At 60.5% G+C, this 21,132-nt stretch carries 22 protein-coding genes; 11 read left to right on the top strand and 11 right to left on the bottom strand.

The genetic code is table 11. The features are described from left to right. Positions 1-23: 23 nt before the first annotated feature. Entirely contained in the window at positions 24-368 is a 345-nt protein-coding gene (locus ABOK31_RS03100) for a nuclear transport factor 2 family protein (RefSeq protein ID WP_174173966.1), read from the bottom strand. A gap of 179 nt (positions 369-547) precedes the next feature. Between ABOK31_RS03100 and ABOK31_RS03095 the strand changes: the two genes are divergently transcribed. The 4 genes from ABOK31_RS03095 to ABOK31_RS03080 all read left to right on the top strand — a co-directional run bounded on the left by ABOK31_RS03095 (position 548) and on the right by ABOK31_RS03080 (position 4,060). Next, on the top strand, positions 548-1,363 hold the full coding sequence (locus tag ABOK31_RS03095; RefSeq protein WP_174174963.1) for a helix-turn-helix domain-containing protein: 816 nt from the start codon (positions 548-550) through the stop codon (positions 1,361-1,363). A 108-nt stretch (positions 1,364-1,471) separates the two neighbouring features. Continuing rightward, positions 1,472-2,158 carry a YbhB/YbcL family Raf kinase inhibitor-like protein gene (locus tag ABOK31_RS03090; RefSeq protein ID WP_349957749.1) on the top strand — a complete coding sequence of 229 codons (687 nt, stop codon included), beginning with the start codon at positions 1,472-1,474 and terminating at the stop codon, positions 2,156-2,158. Next, on the top strand, positions 2,155-3,384 hold the full coding sequence (locus ABOK31_RS03085; protein ID WP_174173964.1) for an MFS transporter: 1,230 nt from the start codon (positions 2,155-2,157) through the stop codon (positions 3,382-3,384). The genes ABOK31_RS03090 and ABOK31_RS03085 overlap by 4 nt, the downstream gene beginning before the upstream one ends. Before the next feature lie 136 nt (positions 3,385-3,520). Next, a complete protein-coding gene (locus ABOK31_RS03080; protein ID WP_174173963.1) occupies positions 3,521-4,060 on the top strand; it encodes a GNAT family N-acetyltransferase in 540 nt (179 codons plus the stop codon). 28 nt (positions 4,061-4,088) lie between these two features. On the opposite strand, the gene ABOK31_RS03075 is transcribed toward ABOK31_RS03080, so the two are convergent. Next, positions 4,089-4,976 (bottom strand): branched-chain amino acid aminotransferase, encoded by an 888-nt coding sequence (locus tag ABOK31_RS03075; protein WP_174173962.1) that lies wholly within the window; start codon positions 4,974-4,976, stop codon positions 4,089-4,091. A 310-nt stretch (positions 4,977-5,286) separates the two neighbouring features. Here ABOK31_RS03075 and ABOK31_RS03070 point away from each other — a divergent pair, with 310 nt between their 5' ends. From ABOK31_RS03070 to zwf, 4 genes are all read left to right on the top strand, one after another. Beyond that, positions 5,287-6,327, top strand: a complete 1,041-nt coding sequence (locus ABOK31_RS03070) for a zinc-dependent alcohol dehydrogenase family protein (protein WP_174173961.1) — start codon at positions 5,287-5,289, stop codon at positions 6,325-6,327. A gap of 335 nt (positions 6,328-6,662) precedes the next feature. Next, positions 6,663-8,222 (top strand): TerC family protein, encoded by a 1,560-nt coding sequence (locus tag ABOK31_RS03065; RefSeq protein ID WP_349957748.1) that lies wholly within the window; start codon positions 6,663-6,665, stop codon positions 8,220-8,222. Between the two features lie 15 nt (positions 8,223-8,237). After that, the gene (gene tam, locus ABOK31_RS03060) at positions 8,238-9,008 is read left to right on the top strand and encodes a trans-aconitate 2-methyltransferase (protein WP_349957747.1); all 771 of its coding nucleotides are present in this window, start codon (positions 8,238-8,240) and stop codon (positions 9,006-9,008) included. Positions 9,009-9,180: 172 nt separating this feature from the next. Next, a complete protein-coding gene (gene zwf / locus ABOK31_RS03055) occupies positions 9,181-10,701 on the top strand; it encodes a glucose-6-phosphate dehydrogenase (protein WP_349957746.1) in 1,521 nt (506 codons plus the stop codon). 31 nt (positions 10,702-10,732) lie between these two features. On the opposite strand, the gene ABOK31_RS03050 is transcribed toward zwf, so the two are convergent. Both ABOK31_RS03050 and ABOK31_RS03045 read right to left on the bottom strand, forming a co-directional pair. After that, complete coding sequence (locus ABOK31_RS03050; RefSeq protein ID WP_349958833.1) at positions 10,733-12,061, bottom strand: metallophosphoesterase; 1,329 nt, start codon at positions 12,059-12,061, stop codon at positions 10,733-10,735. Between the two features lie 189 nt (positions 12,062-12,250). Continuing rightward, entirely contained in the window at positions 12,251-12,643 is a 393-nt protein-coding gene (locus tag ABOK31_RS03045; protein WP_349957745.1) for a hypothetical protein, read from the bottom strand. 428 nt (positions 12,644-13,071) lie between these two features. On the opposite strand from ABOK31_RS03045, the gene ABOK31_RS03040 reads away from it, so the two are divergent. After that, complete coding sequence (locus tag ABOK31_RS03040) at positions 13,072-14,583, top strand: helicase HerA-like C-terminal domain-containing protein (protein WP_349957744.1); 1,512 nt, start codon at positions 13,072-13,074, stop codon at positions 14,581-14,583. A gap of 151 nt (positions 14,584-14,734) precedes the next feature. Here the strand turns inward: ABOK31_RS03040 and ABOK31_RS03035 are convergent, their stop codons facing one another. Both ABOK31_RS03035 and ABOK31_RS03030 read right to left on the bottom strand, forming a co-directional pair. Then, on the bottom strand, positions 14,735-15,511 hold the full coding sequence (locus tag ABOK31_RS03035) for a VOC family protein (RefSeq protein WP_349957743.1): 777 nt from the start codon (positions 15,509-15,511) through the stop codon (positions 14,735-14,737). A 217-nt stretch (positions 15,512-15,728) separates the two neighbouring features. Then, complete coding sequence (locus ABOK31_RS03030) at positions 15,729-16,454, bottom strand: thioredoxin family protein (RefSeq protein ID WP_349957742.1); 726 nt, start codon at positions 16,452-16,454, stop codon at positions 15,729-15,731. 71 nt (positions 16,455-16,525) lie between these two features. Here ABOK31_RS03030 and ABOK31_RS03025 point away from each other — a divergent pair, with 71 nt between their 5' ends. Further along, positions 16,526-16,972, top strand: coding sequence for a MarR family transcriptional regulator (locus ABOK31_RS03025; RefSeq protein ID WP_113232355.1), 447 nt, complete (start codon positions 16,526-16,528; stop codon positions 16,970-16,972). Here the strand turns inward: ABOK31_RS03025 and ABOK31_RS03020 are convergent. The 3 genes from ABOK31_RS03020 to ABOK31_RS03010 form a co-directional block, all read right to left on the bottom strand. Then, on the bottom strand, positions 16,959-17,729 hold the full coding sequence (locus tag ABOK31_RS03020; protein ID WP_349957741.1) for an RES family NAD+ phosphorylase: 771 nt from the start codon (positions 17,727-17,729) through the stop codon (positions 16,959-16,961). The genes ABOK31_RS03025 and ABOK31_RS03020 overlap by 14 nt on opposite strands. Next, on the bottom strand, positions 17,689-18,072 hold the full coding sequence (locus ABOK31_RS03015; RefSeq protein WP_349957740.1) for an MbcA/ParS/Xre antitoxin family protein: 384 nt from the start codon (positions 18,070-18,072) through the stop codon (positions 17,689-17,691). Before ABOK31_RS03015 ends, ABOK31_RS03020 begins: the two co-directional genes overlap by 41 nt. Positions 18,073-18,202: 130 nt before the next feature. Beyond that, a complete protein-coding gene (locus tag ABOK31_RS03010) occupies positions 18,203-18,625 on the bottom strand; it encodes an organic hydroperoxide resistance protein (RefSeq protein ID WP_069613858.1) in 423 nt (140 codons plus the stop codon). 136 nt (positions 18,626-18,761) lie between these two features. On the opposite strand from ABOK31_RS03010, the gene ABOK31_RS03005 reads away from it, so the two are divergent. Next, a complete protein-coding gene (locus tag ABOK31_RS03005) occupies positions 18,762-19,226 on the top strand; it encodes a MarR family transcriptional regulator (protein WP_349957739.1) in 465 nt (154 codons plus the stop codon). 86 nt (positions 19,227-19,312) lie between these two features. Here ABOK31_RS03005 and ABOK31_RS03000 read toward each other — a convergent pair whose 3' ends face one another. Together ABOK31_RS03000 and ABOK31_RS02995 are read right to left on the bottom strand one after the other, a co-directional pair. Beyond that, complete coding sequence (locus tag ABOK31_RS03000; RefSeq protein WP_174173951.1) at positions 19,313-20,044, bottom strand: L,D-transpeptidase family protein; 732 nt, start codon at positions 20,042-20,044, stop codon at positions 19,313-19,315. A gap of 161 nt (positions 20,045-20,205) precedes the next feature. Next, a complete protein-coding gene (locus ABOK31_RS02995) occupies positions 20,206-21,009 on the bottom strand; it encodes a L,D-transpeptidase (protein ID WP_174174960.1) in 804 nt (267 codons plus the stop codon). Positions 21,010-21,132: the final 123 nt, after the last annotated feature.

The raw sequence follows: 21,132 nt of genomic DNA, 5'->3' as shown, positions 1-21,132 counted from the left end.
TGAGCATTTTTCCTGGCATTGCTCTACAAATTCCGCCCGAAATAGACGTTCACCTCGGCGATACGGTCGCCGGCAAAGCGGATCAGCTCGACATTGCGAAAGCTGCCGCCATCCATCTTCTCGGCGCGATAGCCGACGATCACGTCATCGCCATCCGCGATCAGATGTTCGATGTGAATGTCACGAAAGGCTTTCTCCTTCGGCCAGCAATGCTCGAAGTACCGTTTCCGGTCGATGTGATCGTCGCGCGGACTGGAAAAGGTGAAATCCGGGGTCAGCATCGGATCGACGATATCGGGATGCTGTCCGATGTAGGCTGCAAACAGGCGCTTGACCGTATCGCAACGGGCATTTTCGAGAGCGTTCATGATTTGCCTCCTCTTTTGTAGCAAAGCGGCTTCTGTCGCTCGACCGCAAACTGATTGCGAAATGCAATCAGAAAGTAACATAAAGCATGCGAACCAACAAGGCGCTTTGCGGGCTTGGCATCGTCATCCGTGTGGTCCAAACTCCTCAGGCAATCCCCAATCAACAGGAAGCCATCGCAGTGTCCGAGGCTCATCACCACATGTTGGAAAAGCTGCGCCGCCTGGCGGCAAAGGATAATCGCCCGGCGATCGCGCCGAGCGGCATCGGCAGCTATTCCACGCTCTTCACCTTCGTCACCCGCGAACGCGAGCGCATTGCCGGCTCGGCCTTTTCACAGGTTTCAATCGTCGCCGTGCTCGAAGGTTCCAAGGAAATCGTCAGCATGGGGCGGCAGCGGCATTTTTCAGCCGGGACCGTAATCGTGCTGCCAGCCGGCTGGAGCGGCGATGTCGTCAACGATCCCGATCCGCAGACCGGCGTTTACCGGGCGATCTTCATTACCTTTCCCGAGGAGCTGACCCGGCGGGCAGCGAAAGCCTTTCCGCCCGCACAAATCGCGTCACAGGCAGATTTGCCGCTCGATCCATTGCTGGCGGCCGCCATCAATCATGCAGGCGAAGGCATTGCCGGGGGCAATATGCCGATCCCGCTCATCGAGCACAGGCTTCTCGAAATCCTCATGGTGCTCGGCATGCGCGGCGCCCTGCCCGGCTCGCCGGAGACAACAGCCGAAGCGGTGCGTGCGCTGGTGCGCTGGCAGCCGGATCGCCCCTGGACGGCCGATCTCATCGCCGCCGAGCTCGGCACCAGCAATGCGACGCTGCGCCGCCGCCTGTCGCGCGAGGGCACGGCGTTGCGTGATGTTCTGGCAAGCGAGCGGGTGGCGCTGGCGACGACCCTTCTTGCCGAAGACGGGCTGTCGCTGCGCGAAGCGGCCCTTGCCACCGGCTATCGCTCGCCACGCCGCTTCGCCGATCGACTTCGCAGCGCGTGAGCGTTTCCGACCGCATTTTGAGCGTTTGCGTGCGCAGCCGCTCGGCACGAATTTGTTAGATCCTGCCCTCGAAGGCTCAGAGGAGCCGCAACACGAAAGGGCAACATCATGAAAACCATGCTCAAAGTTCTGAACGCCATCGTCATCGCAACAGCCGTCGCCACGCCGGCGCTATCGGCCGATCTCAAGGTGACCTTTGCAAAGAGCGATGGACGTATGCTGCTGCCGGAAAACGCCTCCTGCATTTCGACAGGGTCCGACAAGTCGGCATCCGGACCGAACAAGAGCCTGGGCGTCTCATGGTCGAAGGGGCCGAAGGGAACCCGCTCCTATGCGCTGACCATGGTCGACCCCGACGTTCCCACGGATTTTTCGCTATTCAACAAGGACGACAAGACCATTCCGAAGGATTTCAAGCGGATGGAATTCGTCCATTGGGTGCTGGCCGATATCCCGGCGTCACGCGCCAGCCTTGCCGAAGGCACGGATGGAAACGGCCCCTCCTCCACCGGCTTGCCGCTTGAACGCACGGCCTATGGGCGACGCGGTCAGAACGGAGCCGGCGGCGGCAATTTGAAGAACGGGCCGCATGGCGGCTATATGGGCGCCTGCCCGCCCTGGAATGACGAACGCATCCACAGCTACCACGTCACCGTCTATGCGCTCGACGTCGACCAGCTGAATCTTCCCGATCTCTTCACCCGCGCCGATCTCATCGCCGCCGCGAAGGGTCATATCCTGGCATCGGGTAGCCAGGAATTGTTTTACACATTGAATGCAAAGGCCGAGAAATGACCGAGACGAGATGGGATGCAGCCGCACCGGCCGAGCCGGAGACCGCCCACTGGATGCGCAACCTGATTGTCGCGCTCGTCGGCTCGTTCACAACAATCGTGGCGATGACGCTGCTGCTCCCCTTCCTGCCGCTTTACGTCGAGGAACTCGGCGTCAGCGATAAGGCCGCGATCGTGCAATGGTCCGGCATCGCCTATGGCGCCACCTTCTTTGCTGCCGCCTTCGTCGCGCCGCTCTGGGGGCGGCTCGGCGATATCTATGGCCGCAAGCTGATGCTGATCCGCGCGAGCCTGGGCATGACGATCGCCATCTCGCTGATGGGCATGGCGGGCAATGTCTGGCAGCTGGTGGCGCTGCGCCTGTTCACCGGCCTTGCCGGCGGCTATGCCTCCGGATCGATGGTGCTGGTGGCGGCGCAGACGCCGAAGCACCGCTCGGCATGGGCGCTCGGCACATTATCGGCCGGCATCATGGCCGGCAATCTCGTCGGACCGCTGATCGGCGGCGCGCTGCCGCCTGTTATCGGCATTCGCGGCACATTTCTGCTTGCCGGCGGCGTGATCTTCTTCACGTTTCTGGCGACGACGTTTCTGATCAAGGAGGAGAAATCCACGGCGCGCAAGAAGGCCGCGAAGGCGAGCGGCAGCTGGGCCTCCATTCCGGACAAGCGCCCGGTTATCGCCATGCTGTCGCTCGGCCTGCTTTTGATGCTCGCCAATATGTCGATCGAGCCGATCATCACCGTCTATGTCGCGCAGTTCGTCACAGACGCCAACGTGACGATGGTGTCGGGCGTCGTCATGGCGGCTGCAGCGCTCGGCAGCATCCTGTCGTCCTCCTGGCTCGGCAAGCTCGCCGACCGCATCGGCTACTGGAGCGTCATCATGGCAGCCCTTGCCGTCGCGGCGTTGCTGTTGATACCGCAGGCTTTCGTGACCTCGGCCTGGCAGTTGATCGGCTTGCGCTTCCTGATGGGCGTGGCGCTCGGCGGTCTTCTGCCCTGCATCACCGCCGTCATCCGGCATAACGTGCCCGATGCAGCGACGGGCAGCATTCTCGGCCTTTCCATCTCGTCCCAATATGTCGGTCAGGTGGCAGGCCCGGTCATGGGCGGCTTCGTCGGCGGCCATATCGGCATGCGCGCCGTGTTCCTCGGAACCTGCGTGCTGCTGGCGCTCGGAGCCGTTTATTGCTGGTGGGTTAGCCCGAAGAAAGAAGCGGAATAGCCTGCTTCGCTCGCGCTTGATGCCCGGCATTGAAAATCCGAATCGCGGCCCAATAGCCGCGATTCTACTGAAGCCATGTTGAGCTCAAACGCGCTTTTGCTATTCTCTCACCATTGGCAGTTGTGGGGATATCTCTATGGCGCTTCCAAGCTTTGAAACCGCGCGACTGATGCTTCTGCCTCGCATCATGGCCGACCTTGACGACTGCATCGCCATGGATCGCGACCCGGACGTGACGCGCTTCATTCCCGGCCCGTGGCAGGACATCATCGCGCATCGAACCTTCGTAAAAGGTCGGATCGAAACGAGCTTCGGTGACGGTCTCGGATATTGGTCGATCCGCGCCAAAGATAATCCCAGGCAATTCCTCGGCTGGATATTGCTGATACCCGCCGACGCCATCGGGCCTGACATCGAGATCGGATGGCGGCTGAACAGGCTTGCCTGGGGTAAAGGCTATGCGACGGAAGCGGCAAAGCCCGTTCTTGCCCATGCCTTCCAGACACTTGAACTCGACCGTGTGATTGCCGATATCGCGCCCGGAAACGCTGCATCCATCCGCGTCGCGCAAAAGCTCGGCCTGTCGCAGCCGCGCCGGACCACCTATCACGACGAGCCATTCGCCTCCTACAGCATGACGAGGGCTGCCTTCGAGGCTGATAGCCGGAGGCAATGATCCCATCGCCTCGGTGGCCAGCCAAAACTCACTCTTCGCTGGCGCTGCGACCGTGAGCCCAATCCATATAAAGTTCCAGTGCCTTGCGGGCGACCGGGCCTTCCTGGAATTCGCGATCATCCAGACGGTTGACGCTGACGACCTTGGAATAGTTGCCGGTCGTGAAAATTTCGTCGGCGGCCATGAACTGTTCGACGGACAGGGTTTCCTCGCGCACGTCGAAACCTTCCTGGCGCAGCAGGCCGATGACGCGAGCGCGGGTGATGCCGGCAAGGAAGGTGCGGTTGGCGATCGGCGTATAGACGATGCCATCCTTGACCATGAAGACATTGGACGACGCCGTCTCGACGACATTGCCGTTCATGTCGCGCACCAGCGCATTGTTGAAGCCGCGGTTTCTCGCCTCAAGGATCATGCGACCGCTGTTCGGATAAAGCGAGCCGGCCTTGGCGTCGGTCATTGCTGTTTCCGGCGACGGGCGGCGGAAGGGCGAGACCGTCAGCGTGATGCCGCCGGTGCCGCCAAGGGGTGCCTCGAACAGGCAGAGGGCGAAGCGCGTCGATTCCGCATCGACGGCAACGACGCTGCCCGGCGAACCATGTTCGCCCCAATACATCGGCTTGATGTAGATCGGCGTCTTGCCGTCGAATTTCTTGATGCCTTCCCAGGCGAGCGCCTCGATCTCCTCAGACGTCTTGACCGGCTTCAGCCCCATGGCGACGGCCGAGCGATTGATGCGCTGGCAATGGAGGTCGAGATCGGGCGCGATGCCATCGAACCAGCGCGCGCCGTCGAACACGGTCGAGCCCAGCCACATGGCATGCGAGGTCGGCCCGATCAGCGGCGGATTGCCGGAAAGCCATTCTCCCTCGACATAGGTCCAGGTGGTGGTGCGGGGCGACGTATCGACGGACATGGTGGTTTCCTCTCTTGGAGCGGTTCAGCTTTTCACGGAATCTCTGAACCGCTCTATCTTTTTGTTTTCACGCAATTCCGGACGCAAAACCGCTGCGCAATTTTCCTGGGATTGCTCTGGGTGGCGAAGAGCAAATAACCGCACAACCCGAGGGTCAAGCAGAAACTGCACGGCAAAATCCATTTGCAACAAAGCGCCCGATATCGCATTCATAGCGCAATTTTCATGCGTCGAAACAACAACTTGACGAATGGGTCCATCAGCAAAAGTGATGAGCGGCACGGATCGTCAGGAGAGAGGGAGATCCCCCATGAAAGCGATGTATTACGAGGCCTTCGAGGCAACACCCGAAATCCGTACCCTGCCTGACCCGACACCGGGCGAAGACGGCGTTGTGATCGCGATCGGCGCGACCGGCCTTTGCCGCAGCGACTGGCATGGCTGGATGGGTCATGATCCGGATATCAAGCTGCCGCATGTGCCCGGCCATGAGCTTGCCGGCAAGGTGGTCGCGACGGGCCGCGGCGTCGTGCGCTTCAAGGTCGGCGATCGCGTCACCGTTCCTTTCGTTTCCGGCTGCGGTCATTGCGCCGAATGCCATTCCGGCAACCAGCAGGTCTGCCCCAGCCAGTTCCAGCCCGGCTTCACCCATTGGGGTTCTTTCGCCGAATATGTCGCGATCGACTACGCCGATACCAATCTCGTCCATCTGCCTGATGCGGTCGATGACGCGACGGCGGCAAGCCTCGGCTGCCGTTTCGCCACCTCCTTCCGCGCCGTTGCCGACCAGGCGAAGACCCGTCCGGGCGAGTGGATCGCCGTGCATGGCTGCGGCGGTGTCGGCCTGTCTGCCATCATGATCGCGAGCGCCCTCGGCGCCAATGCCATCGCCGTCGATATCTCCGACGAGAAGCTGGCCTTTGCGCGCGAATGCGGGGCTGTCGCGACCATCAATGCGGCTGAGGTCGCCGATGTGGCGGAGGCAGTGCGCGAGATCACCAAGGGCGGCGCCCATGTCTCGATCGACGCGCTCGGCCACCCCGCCACCTGCTTCAACTCCATCAAGAACCTGCGCCGACGCGGCCGGCATGTGCAGGTCGGCCTCATGCTCGGCGATTACGCGACACCGCAGATCCCGATGGCGCAGGTCATCGGTCACGAGCTCGAAATCTACGGCAGCCACGGCATGCAGGCCTGGCGCTATGATGCCATGCTCGACATGCTCGCGGCCGGCAAGATCGCGCCGCAGAAGCTCATCGGCCGCAGGATCAGCCTGGAAGAGGCCGTCCCGGCGCTGATGTCGCTCGACAAGGCCGAGGGCAAGGGCATCAGCGTCATCACGAAATTTTGAACTCTGCCGGCCTCGTTGAAGAAATCCCAGTAGTTGCTTGCACCGCTCGACTCAACCGGGCGCTGCGGAGGCATTTTCGAAAAAGTGTCATGCAATCCGGATAGACTGATTTATCCGATGCCCTTGCGCAAATGTCATTTCGTGTCCAGATTGCCGCCCATGCCCGAAAGCGAGCCTTATAGTTCCTGCTCCAGGAAAGCCGGCCCGACAAATAGCGATCCGGATAGCGACGGCTGTATGAGCCGCGCGGTAACGTCGGCGCGCGGCATCTCACCCGACAAACAGAAGGAAAGAATTGGCAGGCCCGCAACGGCCAGCGCCAAGCTTGCACATTAATGATCTTCGACTGGCTATCCGACCCTTCCGCCTGGATCGGTCTTGCTACCCTGATCGTTCTCGAGATTGTTCTCGGTATCGACAATCTCGTCTTTATCGCGATTCTGGCCGACAAGCTGCCGCCCCACCAGCGTGACGCGGCGCGCATGATCGGCCTGGCGCTGGCCCTCATTATCCGCCTCGCGCTGCTTGCCTCCATCGCCTGGGTCGTGACGCTGACGGCGCCGCTGATCTCAATCTGGGGCTTCAGCCTGTCCGGCCGCGACCTCATCCTGATCTTCGGCGGCCTGTTCCTGCTGTTCAAGGGCACGATGGAGCTGCATGAGCGGCTGGAGGGACATGAATCACAGGGCGAAAAGAAGGTGGTCCATGCCGTCTTCTGGCAGGTGATCGTGCAGATCGTCGTGCTCGATGCCATCTTCTCGCTCGACAGCGTCATCACCGCCGTCGGCATGGTGCAGGAGCTCTCCATCATGATGGTCGCCGTGGTTTTTGCGGTCGGCGTCATGCTGTTCTTGTCGAAGCCACTGATGGCCTTCGTCTCGAAACATCCGACCGTCGTCATCCTCTGCCTCGGTTTCCTGATGATGATCGGCTTCTCACTTGTGGTCGAAGGCTTCGGCTTCCATGTGCCGAAGGGCTATCTCTATGCGGCCATCGGCTTCTCGATCATCATCGAAGCGCTGAACCAGCTTGCCCGGCGCAACAAGGAACGGCTGATCACGCCGACCAATATCCGCAATCGCACCGCCGACGCCGTCCTCGGCCTGCTCGGGGCGAAACGGCCGCAGGGCGCGCATGGCGAGGCGGCCGAGAAGAGCACTCAGGAAAGCATCAGCGAAGAGGTCTTCTCCGCCGAAGAGAAAGACATGATCCACGGCGTACTCACGCTGGCGGATCGATCTGTCCGCTCGATCATGACGCCACGCACCGATATCGTCTGGCTCGATCTCGACAAGCCGCGCGAGGAACAGCAGCGCCGCGTGATCGAGATCGGCCATTCGCGCTTTCCGGTCGTGCGCGGCAGCCTCGACGACTTCGTCGGCGTCGCCAGCGCGCGCGACGTCCTGCGAGATCTCACGCAGACGGGCGAGATAGATCTGGAGCGCTCGATCCGCCAGCCGCTGGCCGTGCATGAAAGCATCAACGTGCTGAAGCTGATGGAGCGGCTGCGCCATCAGAACCAGGCAATGGCGCTGGTGCTCGACGAATATGGCGAGATCGAAGGCCTGGTGACGACGACGGACCTTTTCGAGGCCATCGCCGGCGAATTCCCCGACGAGGACAACGAGCCGCTGACGATCGACAAGGGCGAGGACGGATCGCTGACCGTCGACGGCTGGATCGACATTCGCCACCTCTCCAAGCTGGTCGGCATAGACCTTGTCGATGAGACGGATCGTTATTCGACGCTTGCCGGTTTCATCCTGTGGGGCCTCGGCCATCTGCCGCATGAGGGCGAGCGCTTCAACTCCGGCCGGCTCGCTTTCGAAGTGGTCAAGCTCAATGGCCGAAATATCGACAAAGTGCGGATTCAACCGTTGGAATATGCAATCTAGGAAGAGGATACGATTATGGCATGGTCTGCCGGCCAATATGTGAAATTCGAGGATGAACGCACGCGCCCGGCGCGCGACCTGCTGGCACAAGTGCCGCTGCAGCGCGTCGAGCGCGCGATCGACCTCGGTTGCGGCCCCGGCAACTCGACCGAGCTGATCGTCGAGCGCTATGGCGCTGTCGGCGTCTCCGGCCTCGACAGCGATGACAATATGCTGGAGGCCGCGCGCAAGCGCATGCCCGGCACACACTTTGAAAAGGCCGATCTCGCCACATGGCGACCGGAAGAGCCCGTGGATCTGCTCTTTGCCAATGCCGTGTTCCAGTGGCTGCCGAACCATCTCGACATTCTCGATGAGTTGATGGATGGGCTGAAGCCGGGCGGCGTGCTTGCCGTGCAGATGCCTGACAATCTGACCGAGCAGAGCCATTTGATGATGGAAGAGACCGCGAAGAACGGCCCCTGGAGCGATGCCTTCGCAAAGAAGAGCGTACGTCGCAACCCGTTGCCGGCACCTTCGGTCTATTACAACAGGCTGATCGGCAAGTCGCAGCGCGTCGATATCTGGCACACCAACTACAATCACGCGCTGGAAAATGCGGCAGCGATCGTCGAATGGGTGAAGGGCACGGGCCTGCGCCCCTATCTCGACCATGCCGGCGCCGAGCATCGCGATGCCTTCGCCGCCGAATATCTGAAGCGCATAGAAAAAGCCTATCCGCCGCTTGTCGATGGCAGGGTGCTGCTGCGCTTCCCGCGGCTCTTCATGGTCGCCGTGAAGAAATAGACTACTTGCCAATCCCGAAATACCGGCTGACGGCGGTGCGTCGATCCCATCGACAACCGACGTCGGCCCGCGCTAGAACACCTATAACCAAAGCTGAGACAGCAACAGCTCCGAGGAGATAGTCGATGTCGTCCAGAAGCCCCGAGTATGGCCGCCAGAAGGAGATCCGTGCATGACCACCCCAGACGTCGCACCAGCCCCACCGCTGACATTCGTGATCTTCGGCGCCGCCGGCGATCTCACCCGGCGCCTGCTGATCCCGACGCTCATCAACATGACCCGCAGCGGGCTTATCGGAGAGGATTTGCATATCCTCGGCATAGGCATCGAGACCGGTGGCGTCGAGATGCTGCTGGACCGTCTGGAATCATTCCTGAAGACCTCCGGTGACATGGACGATCCGGAGCGGCAGGCGGCGTGGGACAGCCTGCGCAAGCGCATCAGCTACATCTCCGGCGATTTCACCCAGAATGGCGTCTACAAGGAGATTTCGGACTATCTCTCGCATGCGCCGACCGCCAATGCAGCCTTTTATTTCGCCGTGCCGCCGCGCTTCTTCGGCGATATCGCCGAGAAGCTTTCCGAAAACGGGCTGATGAACGAGGCAACCGGCGCCTTCCGCCGCATTGCGATTGAAAAACCCTTCGGCAATGATCTCGCCTCGGCACAGGCATTGAACGCCCGGCTGCTGAACCACATTCACGAAAGCCAAATCTACCGCATCGACCATTTCCTCGGCAAAGAAACCGTCCAGAACATCATGACGACGCGCTTCGCCAACATGATGATCGAGGCGCTGTGGAACAACAACTATATCGACCACGTGCAGATCACGGCAGCCGAGCTGGTTGACGTCGGCACGCGCGGCAAATTCTATGACGCGACCGGCGCGCTTCGCGACATGGTGCCCAACCACCTCTTTCAGCTGCTGGCGATGGTGGCGATGGAACCGCCGAACAGCTTCGACGCCGAATCCATCCGCAACGAAAAGGGCAAGGTGCTGAAGGCCCTGCGCCCCTACTCGCGTGAGGAAGCGGCCAAGAATGGCGTACGCGGCGCCTATACGGCCGGCCCGATCGCCGGCAGGGACCTGCCTGCCTTCACCGAGACAGCCGACGTCGCACCGGACAGCAGCACCGAAACCTTCGTGGCGCTGAAGCTCTTCGTCGACACCTGGCGCTGGGCCGGCGTGCCCTTCTATCTGCGCACCGGCAAGGCAATGAAAGCGCGCGATACGGAAGTGGTCATCACCTTCCGGCCGGTGCCCTTCGCGCAATTCCCGCGCCACGGTTCCCGTCCCGAATTGCCGCCGAACAGGCTCATCATCCAAGTGCAGCCCGACGAGGGCCTGGATATGGAAATCTCGATCAAGTCGCCAGGTCTGGTGCTGAAAACCGCGCCAGTTTCGCTCGATTTCCGCTATGCCGACAATTTCGACATCGGCAAGCAGACTGGCTATGAAAGCCTGTTCTACGAACTCTTCGTCGGCGACCAAACGCTGTTCCAGCGCGCCGACGGCATCGAGGCCGGCTGGGCTGCCGTGCAGCCCTTCCTCGACCTTTGGGCCGAAGGCGGCAAGCCCGATCCTTACGCCCCCGGCAGCACCGGCCCGGCCTCCGCCGACGAACTCATTGAACGCGACGGCCGCAAATGGCACGAGATCGATGGAAAATCGAGCGGCAGAAAGGTTTAGGTTTGAAAGCCGACAGCTGCGGTGAAGGTGGTCATGCTGACACCGCAAGCTGAACGGCCAGATCCTTGCCCATAAAGGGGCGGTCCATCGTGCCGCCTTGACCATGTCCCACGCTCAATCGCTCTGGCCAGACAGTGTGCTCGAGACCGGTTGCTGACGCAGCCTTGAGCGAGTTCCATCCGCGGTCGGTCGACCTGCGGTAGAGCATGCCGCCAGGCCCCATGCCGGCGTGTAGAGCAATTTCAATATCCAATGGGCGACCGGGAGCGAAATCAGGCCCGAACCAATAATGCGGACTACGGCCAGGATCGCGGCCGAGGACCAAAGTAAGCGTCTGCCGCGGGCCACGCAAACCAAGCCATATCGGAGCAAGACCTCGAGTATCGAAGGCGGAAAACAAAGTTTGCGCAGGCGAATGAGCCTCGTTCGTCATATCCCCTGATATTCTGAGATGAACGATATGGTTGTCGCCCTTGAGACCGCCAAAGTTCGCTTCATTCCATCCTGGTGACAGATCCTGCCAGGTTTCGGCGGCTTTGAACGGCCATTGCAAGCGTTCGCGGACCACGCCATCGGTATCCAGCACCTGATAGCGTAAACCCTGCGCATCCAGCGCAGCCTGGATGCAATGCAGATACTCGACACCTTCCGGCATCCGGTGAGCGGTACCCGCTCCCGCCGTACAAAGCTGCAGGACACCACAATGAACCTGAACGTCGAAAACAAGCATGTGGCTGCAGACATAAGCCAGGACATCGGCATCCACGAGAATATCCCAGAACGGCTTTGCGTATTCGTGACCGATCTCCCGTTGGTATGTGCCCGAATAGCCGTTTACGGGGAAAACTGGGTGATGACCCAGCACGATCTTATACCTGGCATCGGAATGCGCCCTCAGCGTTGCTTCCAACCATTCCGTTTCGACATGCCCTTCACCGCCGAGCCCTGTCCACAACGTATGGACGAAGACCAGCAGCAGATCGTCGCGACGAACCCAGTAGGATAATCCCTCCTGCCCCGGTGGCCCATTCTCCGGCGGGCGAAGCACTTCCCGGAAAACCCGTTCGCTCATTTCGTCGTAGGTCGTGTGGTTGCCGGTCGTGTGCCAAAGCGGCGTTTTCTGGCGATCCAGCCACGCCATCTCATGATCGAGCCAATGCCGCCATTGCGCCCGCAGCGCGTCCGGATCAGCCGTCAGCCCGATAATCTCATCACCCGGAAACAGAATGAATTCAGGCGGCGGATCGAGCCTGCGCAGGATCTGATTGACGCTGGCAAAGGTCCTTTCATGCAGTGCGCCGGGAATGCCGGAACAGGAATCGCCATAGAGAGCGAATTGGTGACCGGACCTGCTTGGCATAAGGGCCGGGATGGGGCAGTCGGACACGAAGCGGCCTCCTCAAAAGCGACGGCCCTCGCCCAAGGGGCGAAGGCCGGGAAATCGAAGTAATCAATGCCTATACTACCGAGCACATCCGCGAATTCGACGAATGAACCGATGCGTATTGGCCAATCGCTTGCCTCGTCACCAAGAGCGCGCTTTTGCAGCTTAGATGAACTGGCTCAGGCCCGGAACGGAATTCACCACCTCGTCCACGACGTCGTTGCCGGCGTATTGGCGGGCGGTTGCGACGGTTTCCTTAGCCAGCGAAGAAATATCGCCCATGCTGAGGCCGCTGCTCATCAGCTGCTGGCCGAGGCCCATGATACCGCCGCCGGCGCCGACTGCGCTCAGCAGGCCGCCGAGGAGGCCGCCGCCTGCCTGGTCACCGCCATACTGGGCGACAAGATCGGTAGCGCCGGGAAAGGATTCGATCATCTTGGTGACGGGGCCATCCGGGGCCTCACGCTGCAGGAAGCTGAGAATCATGCCGACGGCCTTCTCCGCGAGGTCGGGAGCGATGCCGGCTTTGGTCGCGATCTGATCAATAACTTCGTTCACTGTGGCCTCCTGCCTTTTACGACGTTAACGTCAACGTAACTGAATGAAGCAACCGACACAAGCCGCGCCGGAGGCCAACATTCTACCAGAAGCGGAACCTTGACGCGAATGGTTGTCCCTCTTCATGCGAGTTCTTATAACAGTGTCAGGACAAATCGATGAATGGCCCTGGCAGCCCTTAAAAGCTGTTGTGCCGCCGCCCTAGTACCGGATGATTTTGGATCGAATCGATCCAAAATCATCCGGTACTAGAATCAAATAGGTAGAGCATGATGTCGTCCGAAAACCGGGGACACTTTTCGGCATCATGCTCGAGCATTTCCGTTTTTCCTCGAATCGCGAAAACGCTCTATCTTTTTGTTTTTACGCATTCCGGACGCAAAACCGCTTCGCACTTTTGCTGGAAGTGCTCTAAGGGAGACGACACCATGCCGCAGCAGGATGGACAGATTTTCGTCGGCGCGAGCCGCAATCCGGATGAAAGCATCAACAAGGACGAGTTCCTGACGCTGAAATTCGGCAACCGTCACGGCCTCGTCACCGGAGCGACCGGCACCGGCAAGACGGTGACGCTGCAGGTGCTGGCGGAGGGATTTTCCAAGGCCGGCGTGCCCGTCTTCTGCGCGGATATCAAGGGCGATCTCTCCGGCATCGCCGTGAAAGGAGAGCCGAAGGATTTTCTGCTCAAGCGCGCCGAGGAAATCGGCCTCTCGCCCTATGAGTTCGATCAGTTCCCGGTCATCTTCTGGGATCTCTATGGCGAAAAAGGCCATCGCGTGCGCACCACCATCGCCGAGATGGGGCCGCTGCTGCTGGCACGCTTGATGGATGCGTCCGAGGCGCAGGAGGGCGTACTCAATATCGCCTTCAAGATCGCCGATGAAAACGGCCTGGCGCTGCTCGACCTCAAGGATCTGCAGGCGTTGCTGAACTATATGGGCGAAAATGCCAGCGAACTTTCCAGCAAATACGGCCTGATCTCGAAATCCTCCGTCGGCTCGATCCAGCGCGCAATGCTTGTGCTGGAGCAGCAGGGTGCGGAAAACTTCTTTGGCGAGCCGGCGCTGAAAATCTCCGACATCATGCGGGTCAGCAATGACGGTTATGGCCAGGTTTCGGTGCTTGCCGCCGACAAGCTGATGATGAACCCGCGCCTCTACGCCACCTTCCTTTTGTGGCTGCTCTCCGAGCTGTTCGAGGAACTGCCCGAAGTCGGTGATCCGGACAAGCCGAAGCTGGTCTTCTTCTTCGATGAAGCGCACCTGCTCTTCAACGATGCGCCGAAGGTGCTGATCGAGCGCGTCGAACAGGTGGTGCGCCTCATCCGCTCCAAGGGCGTCGGCGTTTATTTCGTCACGCAGAACCCGCTCGACGTGCCGGAAACGGTGCTGGCCCAGCTCGGTAACCGCGTGCAGCACGCGCTGCGCGCCTATACGCCGCGCGAGCAGAAGGCCGTACAGACGGCGGCCTCGACCTTCCGCCCCAATCCCGCTTTCGATTGCGCTGAAGTCATCACGACGCTCGGCACCGGCGAGGCGCTGGTGTCGATGCTCGAAGGCAAGGGTGCGCCTTCCATCGTCGAGCGGACGCTGATCCGCCCGCCATCAGGCCGCATCGGTCCGGTCACGGATAACGAGCGCCGGGCCATCATCAATGGCAGCCCGGTTGCCGGTGTCTACGACCAGACGATCGACCGTGAATCCGCCTACGAAATCCTGACAGAGCGGGCACGCAAGGCAGCCGCACCGCAAAACGAAAGTGCCGGCGACGGTTGGACGCTGCCCGGCTTCGGTGGCGACAGCAGCAAACCCACCGGCCGCCGTTCGGGCTATCAGCGCGAAACGATTCTCGAAGCAACGATGAAAAGCATGGCGCGCACGGTGGCGACGCAGGTCGGGCGCGCGATTGTCCGTGGCATCCTCGGCAGTCTGAAGAGGTAGAAAACCACCCTCCCCTTGAGGGGGAGGGTCGGAGCGAAGCTCCGGGGTGGGGTGATTTCTCAAAATCTCGGAATGTCACCCCCGCCCGCCGCTTTGCGGCGACCTCCCCCTCAAGGGGGAGGTGTTATTCCCCTCAAGGGGAGGGTAAAAATCAGCGCACCGGCGCAACCAGCGAGAAGAATGCCCCCTGCGGGTCGGTGGCCTGGACGATCCAGCTGCCGCCGGGGACTTCCATCGGGCCGTTGACGATCCTGCCGCCACCTTCGTTGATGCGGGCAATCGCCGCGTCGATTGCCGGAACGTTGATGTAGAAGTTCCAGGCCGCCATCGGCATTTCCGCCGGCTTGGTCATGATGCCGCCGAAGTCGCGATCGCCGATCTTGAAGATCTTGTACTTGCCCATCGGCCCCATGTCGAAATCGGAGCTCAGCTCCCAGCCGAACATCTCACTGTAGAAATCGAAGGCCTTCGGGCCGTCGTTGGAATAAAGCTCATGCCAGCCGAAATAGCCTGGTGTTGCGGGAGCCGCAGGCTCCCAATCCTGGCCAGGCAGCGGCGTGAACAGACAGAAGGCAGCGCCATAAGGATCAGAGACGACGGAGAACCTGCCGACGCCTGGAATATCCATGGGCTCGCGATAGGTCTTGCCGCCCTTGCCGACAACCGCCTTGGTTGCTTCATCGACATTGGGAACGCCGATATAGCCGGTCCAGCAGGGCGGCGTGCCCATGGCCTTTGCTTCCTCAGGCAAGATCATCAAACCGGCAACGGGGCCTGCCCCGGCGCTGAAGAGCGTGTAATCCATGCCGACTTCGGGCATGCCGGCATCCGCCGCATCCCAGCCGACGACCTTGGTGTAGAAAGCTTCGGCCGCCTTCATATCCGTGGTCATCAGCTCGTACCAGACAAAATATCCCTTCTCAGCCATAGCATCGCTCTCCCTATTGTGGTTGTTGCGGTCATCCGTCTCCTCCTGAGCCGGATGTCGGCGCAGGCACATCATGGCCGATGAAAATGACGGCCAAACGATGGTCGATCGCCTGGCCCATCCGTCCCCGGCAGGCAAGCGACAGCTCGCCTAGACACAAAACGCGAAATTCCGCCCGCTGTTCCCCACATGGCGAATTCCGCCGCCTTGATATGCGTCAATGGCAGCAGGACTGTGCCTTTGGCGCATCCTCATATTCGTCATGGCGGCGAACGAAGTTCATCGTGCTGTCTTCGTTGCGGCCCTTTGGCGCCCGGTCGAGGATCATCAGCGTGCCGATCAATTCCTCGGGGCCGCGGGCATAGCTTGAATAGGTGTGGAAGACATTGCCGGCCTCGTCCTTATAGAAGGCGCTGAGGCCCGGCAGCTCATCGAATCCCTCGGCCGCATCCATGGGCGTGAAATTGTAAAAGACCTTTTCCCCGGCGAGCTCCTCCTTCGAGAAGGAGACATGGTAGTCGAAGTTGAAATCGTTGGCGAAGGACGACACCCAGGGAAAACCCCAGCCCATGCGTTTCTTATAGGCTTCCACCTTCTCCAGCGGCGCGCGGGACACAGCGACCAGCGTGACATCGTGGTGATTGAGATGCGGAAGCGCTCCATCGAAATGATCCGCAAGGAAGGAGCAGCCGGTGCAGCCAGCATCCCAATCCGGGCCGAGCATGAAATGATAGACAATCAGCTGGCTGCGGTCGTCGAAGAGATCGGCGAGCGTCTTGCTGCCAGCTGGCGTGTCGAAAACATAGTCCTTATCGACCTTTACCCAGGGCAAGGCCAAGCGTTCCGCATTGACGCGATCGCGAAGATGCGTGGCCTCCTTCTCCCTGGCGAGCAGTTGACGGCGGGCCTCGAGCCACACTTCCCTGGAAACGACCTGGTTCATTGTCCGCGCCCTCCTCTGGCGTTTTCAGTCCCAAATCTTGACAAATGCATTGATATCAATATTAATGAATCATGTCAAACGCAGTCGAAATCCCCTTTGAAACCACGCTGTTAGTACGCGATACCTGCCTATGCCTGCATGTTCAACGCGCGGCGCGCGCGCTTGCCCGTCGCTTTGACGAGGCATTGCGGCCGTTTGGGCTAACGAACGGCCAGTTCTCCCTGATGATGTCGCTCAACAGGCCGGTGCCGGCGTCCATGGGATCGGTCACGGCACTCCTGGCAATAGACCAGACGACGCTGACGGCCGCCTTAAAGCCGCTGGAACGGCGGGGATGGGTGAGCATCGTGCCTAATCCGAGGGATCGACGTGCCCGCCTGCTCAGCCTCACCCCATCAGGCAAGGCAGCGCTCGCCGCCGCCGTGCCGATCTGGAAGACGACGCATGCGGCCCTTGAAGAGCGATTGCCCGACGGCAATGGCGACCGCCTACGCAGCGATCTTGCTATTCTGCTTTGAATTGCGGTTCAGACAGCCGCGGATCACCGTCGAAATCCTGTCTTTCGAAGCCGATGCGACGCCGGGGGAATTCGCACAGCGCCTGTACGCCGACACGCGACAGCCGGATGCGCCAGGTCTGACGCTCGGCGGGTTCGCGGGCGGAGAAGGCCTTGGCCGTGAGCAGCGCGATGTTGCTGCCACCGCGGGGATCCCGGACGGAGCGATAGAGGATTGCCTCGATACCGCCGGTCCGCGCCGCTTCGGCAAGCGACTGACAGGCCTCATAATCGACAGGATCGGTCCATAGCTGCCGATCTCGATCCAAGGGAGGCGCGGTCAGATCGATTGCCGCTTTCGTCGCAATCGCAGCGGCAAAGGCGGTATATTCCGCAGCATTGGCGGGCAGCGGCGTGTCAGGAGAATCGCGAAAGAAGAGCAGCCGATAGAAGCTCATCTCCGCCAGCGCCGTTTCCACCTTCTCGGAGGCGTAGAAAACACCAAGTGTGCGACCGGCACGCCGAAAACGGGAACCGTGGGGATAGATGGCTCCATACCGGAAGGGTGTGGCGAGCAGATAATCGAGCCCGGCGCATTCCGGCGGCAGAACCGGCTTGCTTTCCTCGAGCACGCTTTCGAGAAGAGCCTGCTCTTCCAGCGTGTCGACAAGCTTCAGCGTCGAAACCTGATGCTGCGATTCCACCAGCCGCCAATATTGGCCGGAAATGGCCCTTGCCTCAGACGAGAGCGCGGCGGGCGTCCAGATAGGCAAGGACATCGGTCAATCCAGAAATCGAGATGATCTTGTCGATTGGCGCTACGCCAAAGGCGAGATTGCCGTTGCGGAGCCATTGCCGCGCCACAGCCTCATCTCCGCCGACGATGGCATCGAGTGAACGGAAGAGACGGACGAGAAGCACGGCAAGCTCGAACGGCTTGCTATCGCGCTCCAGCAGATGATCCTGCCGCTTCATGCGCGAAACGGTCGCCTCCGACACGCCGATGACGGCCGCGAGGATACGGGCATTCAGGCCCAGCCTCTCGGCGGCATTGACGACAGCCTTAGTGATGACGAGTGCTTCGCCGGGCATCGTCTGGCCTATTACCTGGGCTTTTATCATGGCTACGTCCTTTCCTAAGAAAAGATATAGCATTTTTCTTGCAAAAGAAAAGGAGCGACAGATAAAACTGTCGCTCCTTTTCAATATATCCTGATATCCGGCCCTCGATTGGCCGGCGGCGCGCCTCGCGTCAGACGACAGCAACCGGCACTTCGGTCGAGGTGCGCATGGCGTGGCTGTAGGGGCATACGATATGGGCGGCGGCGGCGAGCTTTTCAGCCTCGGCCTTGTCCATGCCGGGAATGTGGACGGCCAGCGAAACTTCGATTCCGAAGCCGGTGCCGTCTGCGCGCGGGCCGATGCCGACAGTCGCCGTAACCTTTGCGTCTTCCGGAATCTTGACCTTCTGCTGGCCTGCGACAAATTTCAGGGCACCCAGGAAGCAGGCCGAGTAGCCAGCCGCAAAGAGCTGTTCGGGATTGGTGCCGGTGGCGCCGTCGCCGCCGAGTTCCTTCGGCACGGTCAGCGTGACGTCGAGGACGCCATTTTCGGAAACTGCATGGCCGGCGCGGCCACCGGTGGCGGAAGCTTTGGTCGTGTAGAGAATAGGCATGTCATGTCTCCCTTCGGTTGGATGAATTTTATATACATCACGATTTAATCGTGCACAATAGATATTTCGCAATTTGATTTCGGAAAATGAATTTGTGACAATGCCACCAACAAAAGATGGCGGATGCGAATTGGCGATGACGGACAAGGCGGATGGGAACCCTACGATCCCCGATGAGGAAAAGTGGCTGGAAAGACAGCTTTGCTTTGCCGTTTACGGTGCAGCACATGCCTTCAACCGTGCCTACAAGCCGATCCTCGATCGCGTCGGCCTCACCTACCCGCAATATCTCGTCATGCTCGTGCTGTGGGAAACGAGCAATCTGCCGGTCAAGACCATCGGCGAGAAGCTCGATCTGGATTCCGGCACGCTGTCGCCGCTTCTCAAGCGGCTCGAACAGGCCGGCCTGATAAGCCGCGCCCGCGATCCGAAGGACGAGCGTCAGGTCATCATTTCACTGACGGAAAAAGGTATCGCCATGAAGTGTCAGCTCACCACGATCATGGATGCCATCGGCCAGGCGACGGGCTGCGATATGGCGGAAATGGCCAATCTGCGAGACCGGTTGCAGCAACTGAAGGTCAATTTGACGACGATTTGAAACCGATTCAGGACGCCGGATACTTCCGGTCAGAACTACAAAACAAAAAGGGCGCCCACGGCGCCCCTTTTTTCGATGGTGCGATATCAGGCAGTAACCAGGATCGGCGCACGCTCCGGCACGCGATCATAGAGATCGATGACGTCCTGGTTCAGCAGACGGACGCAGCCGGAAGAAACGGCCTTGCCGATGGAGCGCCAGTCGGGATTGCCGTGCAGGCGATAGAGCGAGTCCTGCTTGTCCTCGAAAATGTAAAGCGCACGGGCACCGAGCGGATTCATCAGGCCCGGAGCCATGCCGCCATTGGCGATGGAATACTTCACGAGCTCCGGCTGGCGGGCGACCATTTCGTCCGGCGGATTCCAGCGCGGCCACTTCTTGCGCCACTGAATGACGCCGCGGCCCTGCCAAGCAAAGCCTTCGCGGCCGACGCCGATGCCATAGCGCATCGCCGTGCCACCCTGCTCGGTCACATAGAGCATGCGCTGGGTGGTGTTGACGACCACGCTGCCGGGTGCTTCGCCTGTGGGATCGACCACCCGCTGGCGATAGAAGCGCGGATCGATCTGCTTGTAGGGAACCGCCGGAACAACGAAGCCGCCGTCCTCGACGGACGCATAGATTTCGGCCGGATCGGGTTGCTCGCCATCATAGCTGGAGAACCAGGTGCGGAACGGCCTCGGCGAACCGGTATATTGAACCGGGCTGACGACGGGGCCGTTGTCGATAGTGGAGGCGCAGCTGGCAAGCGTCGAAACGGCGCCGAGACCAGCAAGCGCGAGAAAATTACGTCGGGATAGGGATGAAGGAAGGCTCATGTCGACAGCATAGTTCCTTTTGTGGAGGAAGCGAAAACCCGTAACAACAGGCTGATTCGGTTCCCCGAGAGGTTCGCAGAGACAGACGCAAAACTAAAGAGCGCAAACCACCCCGACTATCGCACTTATGCAACATCACGAAAATTTGTGGTAAAATACTGCTACAGAACGACGATTTCCGCCTTATCGGGCACCCGGTTGTAGAGATCTATCACGTCCTGATTGAGCATGCGCACGCATCCAGAAGATGCAGCCTTGCCGATCGACTGCCAATCCGGCGTGCCGTGAACCCGATAAAGCGTATCCCGGCCGTTCTGATAGATATAGAGCGCACGCGCTCCGAGCGGGTTGGTCGGCCCTGGATTCATGCCGCCGCGCTCGGCCGATAGCGGCCTCATCTGCGGATCGCGCGCCACCATTTCGGCAGGCGGCGTCCAGCGCGGCCATTTCTGCTTCCATTGGATCAGGCCTCTGCCGTGCCAGGCATACCCTGCCGCGCCGAGGCCGACGCCATAACGCATCGCCTTGCCGCCCGGCTCGACGAAATAGAGGAAATGGTCGCGCGTATCGACGACGATGGTGCCGGGGCGCTCCTTGGTCTGGTAATCCACCTCCTGCCGCAGGAAGCGTGGATCGATGCGCTTGTAGGGAATCGCAGGTAACGTGAAGTCGTCTTCGCTGCGCTGCGCATACATGGCCTGATGCACTGGATTGAAGGTCGGCAAACCATAGGTCTGATGGAATTGTGTCTGGAAGAGATCGCGCGCCTGCGGCACAGGCTGCACGGGCAGACGCTTTACCCGGTTCGGCTCGATACCTTCCGGACGATAGAAGACCGGCGTGGTCTCCTGCACGAACCGGTCCGGATCCGTCGCGCCCGTATCGGGAATGATGCTGCAGGCAGACAATGTCGCCAGCGCAGCAGCGGTAAGCAGGTGGCGGGAAGCAGGCAGCAGATCGGCCATCATCGGAAACCAGTTGGAAGATATCGGATCGTCCACATAATGACTGCCGCGGCTGGAGCGAGGCTGGCGTCGATCGCCAGACAGCTCCAACGAAGATATTGCACCGATTGGCCAAACTCCTGT

Source organism: Rhizobium sp. ZPR4 (assembly GCF_040215725.1).
Lineage (GTDB): Bacteria > Pseudomonadota > Alphaproteobacteria > Rhizobiales > Rhizobiaceae > Rhizobium > Rhizobium rhizogenes_D.
This window is presented reverse-complemented; position numbering and strand designations above follow the sequence as displayed.

Excerpts from the sequence above, each read along its gene's own strand:
- ABOK31_RS03100 (WP_174173966.1), bottom strand. The coding sequence starts at position 368 with ATGAACGCTCTCGAAAATGCCCGTTGCGATACGGTCAAGCGCCTGTTT.
- ABOK31_RS03090 (WP_349957749.1), top strand. The coding sequence starts at position 1,472 with ATGAAAACCATGCTCAAAGTTCTGAACGCCATCGTCATCGCAACAGCC.
- ABOK31_RS03085 (WP_174173964.1), top strand. The coding sequence starts at position 2,155 with ATGACCGAGACGAGATGGGATGCAGCCGCACCGGCCGAGCCGGAGACC.
- ABOK31_RS03080 (WP_174173963.1), top strand. The coding sequence starts at position 3,521 with ATGGCGCTTCCAAGCTTTGAAACCGCGCGACTGATGCTTCTGCCTCGC.
- ABOK31_RS03075 (WP_174173962.1), bottom strand. The coding sequence starts at position 4,976 with ATGTCCGTCGATACGTCGCCCCGCACCACCACCTGGACCTATGTCGAG.
- ABOK31_RS03070 (WP_174173961.1), top strand. The coding sequence starts at position 5,287 with ATGAAAGCGATGTATTACGAGGCCTTCGAGGCAACACCCGAAATCCGT.
- ABOK31_RS03065 (WP_349957748.1), top strand. The coding sequence starts at position 6,663 with ATGATCTTCGACTGGCTATCCGACCCTTCCGCCTGGATCGGTCTTGCT.
- tam (WP_349957747.1), top strand. The coding sequence starts at position 8,238 with ATGGCATGGTCTGCCGGCCAATATGTGAAATTCGAGGATGAACGCACG.
- zwf (WP_349957746.1), top strand. The coding sequence starts at position 9,181 with ATGACCACCCCAGACGTCGCACCAGCCCCACCGCTGACATTCGTGATC.
- ABOK31_RS03050 (WP_349958833.1), bottom strand. The coding sequence starts at position 12,061 with ATGCCAAGCAGGTCCGGTCACCAATTCGCTCTCTATGGCGATTCCTGT.
- ABOK31_RS03040 (WP_349957744.1), top strand. The coding sequence starts at position 13,072 with ATGCCGCAGCAGGATGGACAGATTTTCGTCGGCGCGAGCCGCAATCCG.
- ABOK31_RS03035 (WP_349957743.1), bottom strand. The coding sequence starts at position 15,511 with ATGGCTGAGAAGGGATATTTTGTCTGGTACGAGCTGATGACCACGGAT.
- ABOK31_RS03030 (WP_349957742.1), bottom strand. The coding sequence starts at position 16,454 with ATGAACCAGGTCGTTTCCAGGGAAGTGTGGCTCGAGGCCCGCCGTCAA.
- ABOK31_RS03025 (WP_113232355.1), top strand. The coding sequence starts at position 16,526 with ATGTCAAACGCAGTCGAAATCCCCTTTGAAACCACGCTGTTAGTACGC.
- ABOK31_RS03020 (WP_349957741.1), bottom strand. The coding sequence starts at position 17,729 with ATGTCCTTGCCTATCTGGACGCCCGCCGCGCTCTCGTCTGAGGCAAGG.
- ABOK31_RS03015 (WP_349957740.1), bottom strand. The coding sequence starts at position 18,072 with ATGATAAAAGCCCAGGTAATAGGCCAGACGATGCCCGGCGAAGCACTC.
- ABOK31_RS03010 (WP_069613858.1), bottom strand. The coding sequence starts at position 18,625 with ATGCCTATTCTCTACACGACCAAAGCTTCCGCCACCGGTGGCCGCGCC.
- ABOK31_RS03005 (WP_349957739.1), top strand. The coding sequence starts at position 18,762 with ATGACGGACAAGGCGGATGGGAACCCTACGATCCCCGATGAGGAAAAG.
- ABOK31_RS03000 (WP_174173951.1), bottom strand. The coding sequence starts at position 20,044 with ATGAGCCTTCCTTCATCCCTATCCCGACGTAATTTTCTCGCGCTTGCT.
- ABOK31_RS02995 (WP_174174960.1), bottom strand. The coding sequence starts at position 21,009 with ATGGCCGATCTGCTGCCTGCTTCCCGCCACCTGCTTACCGCTGCTGCG.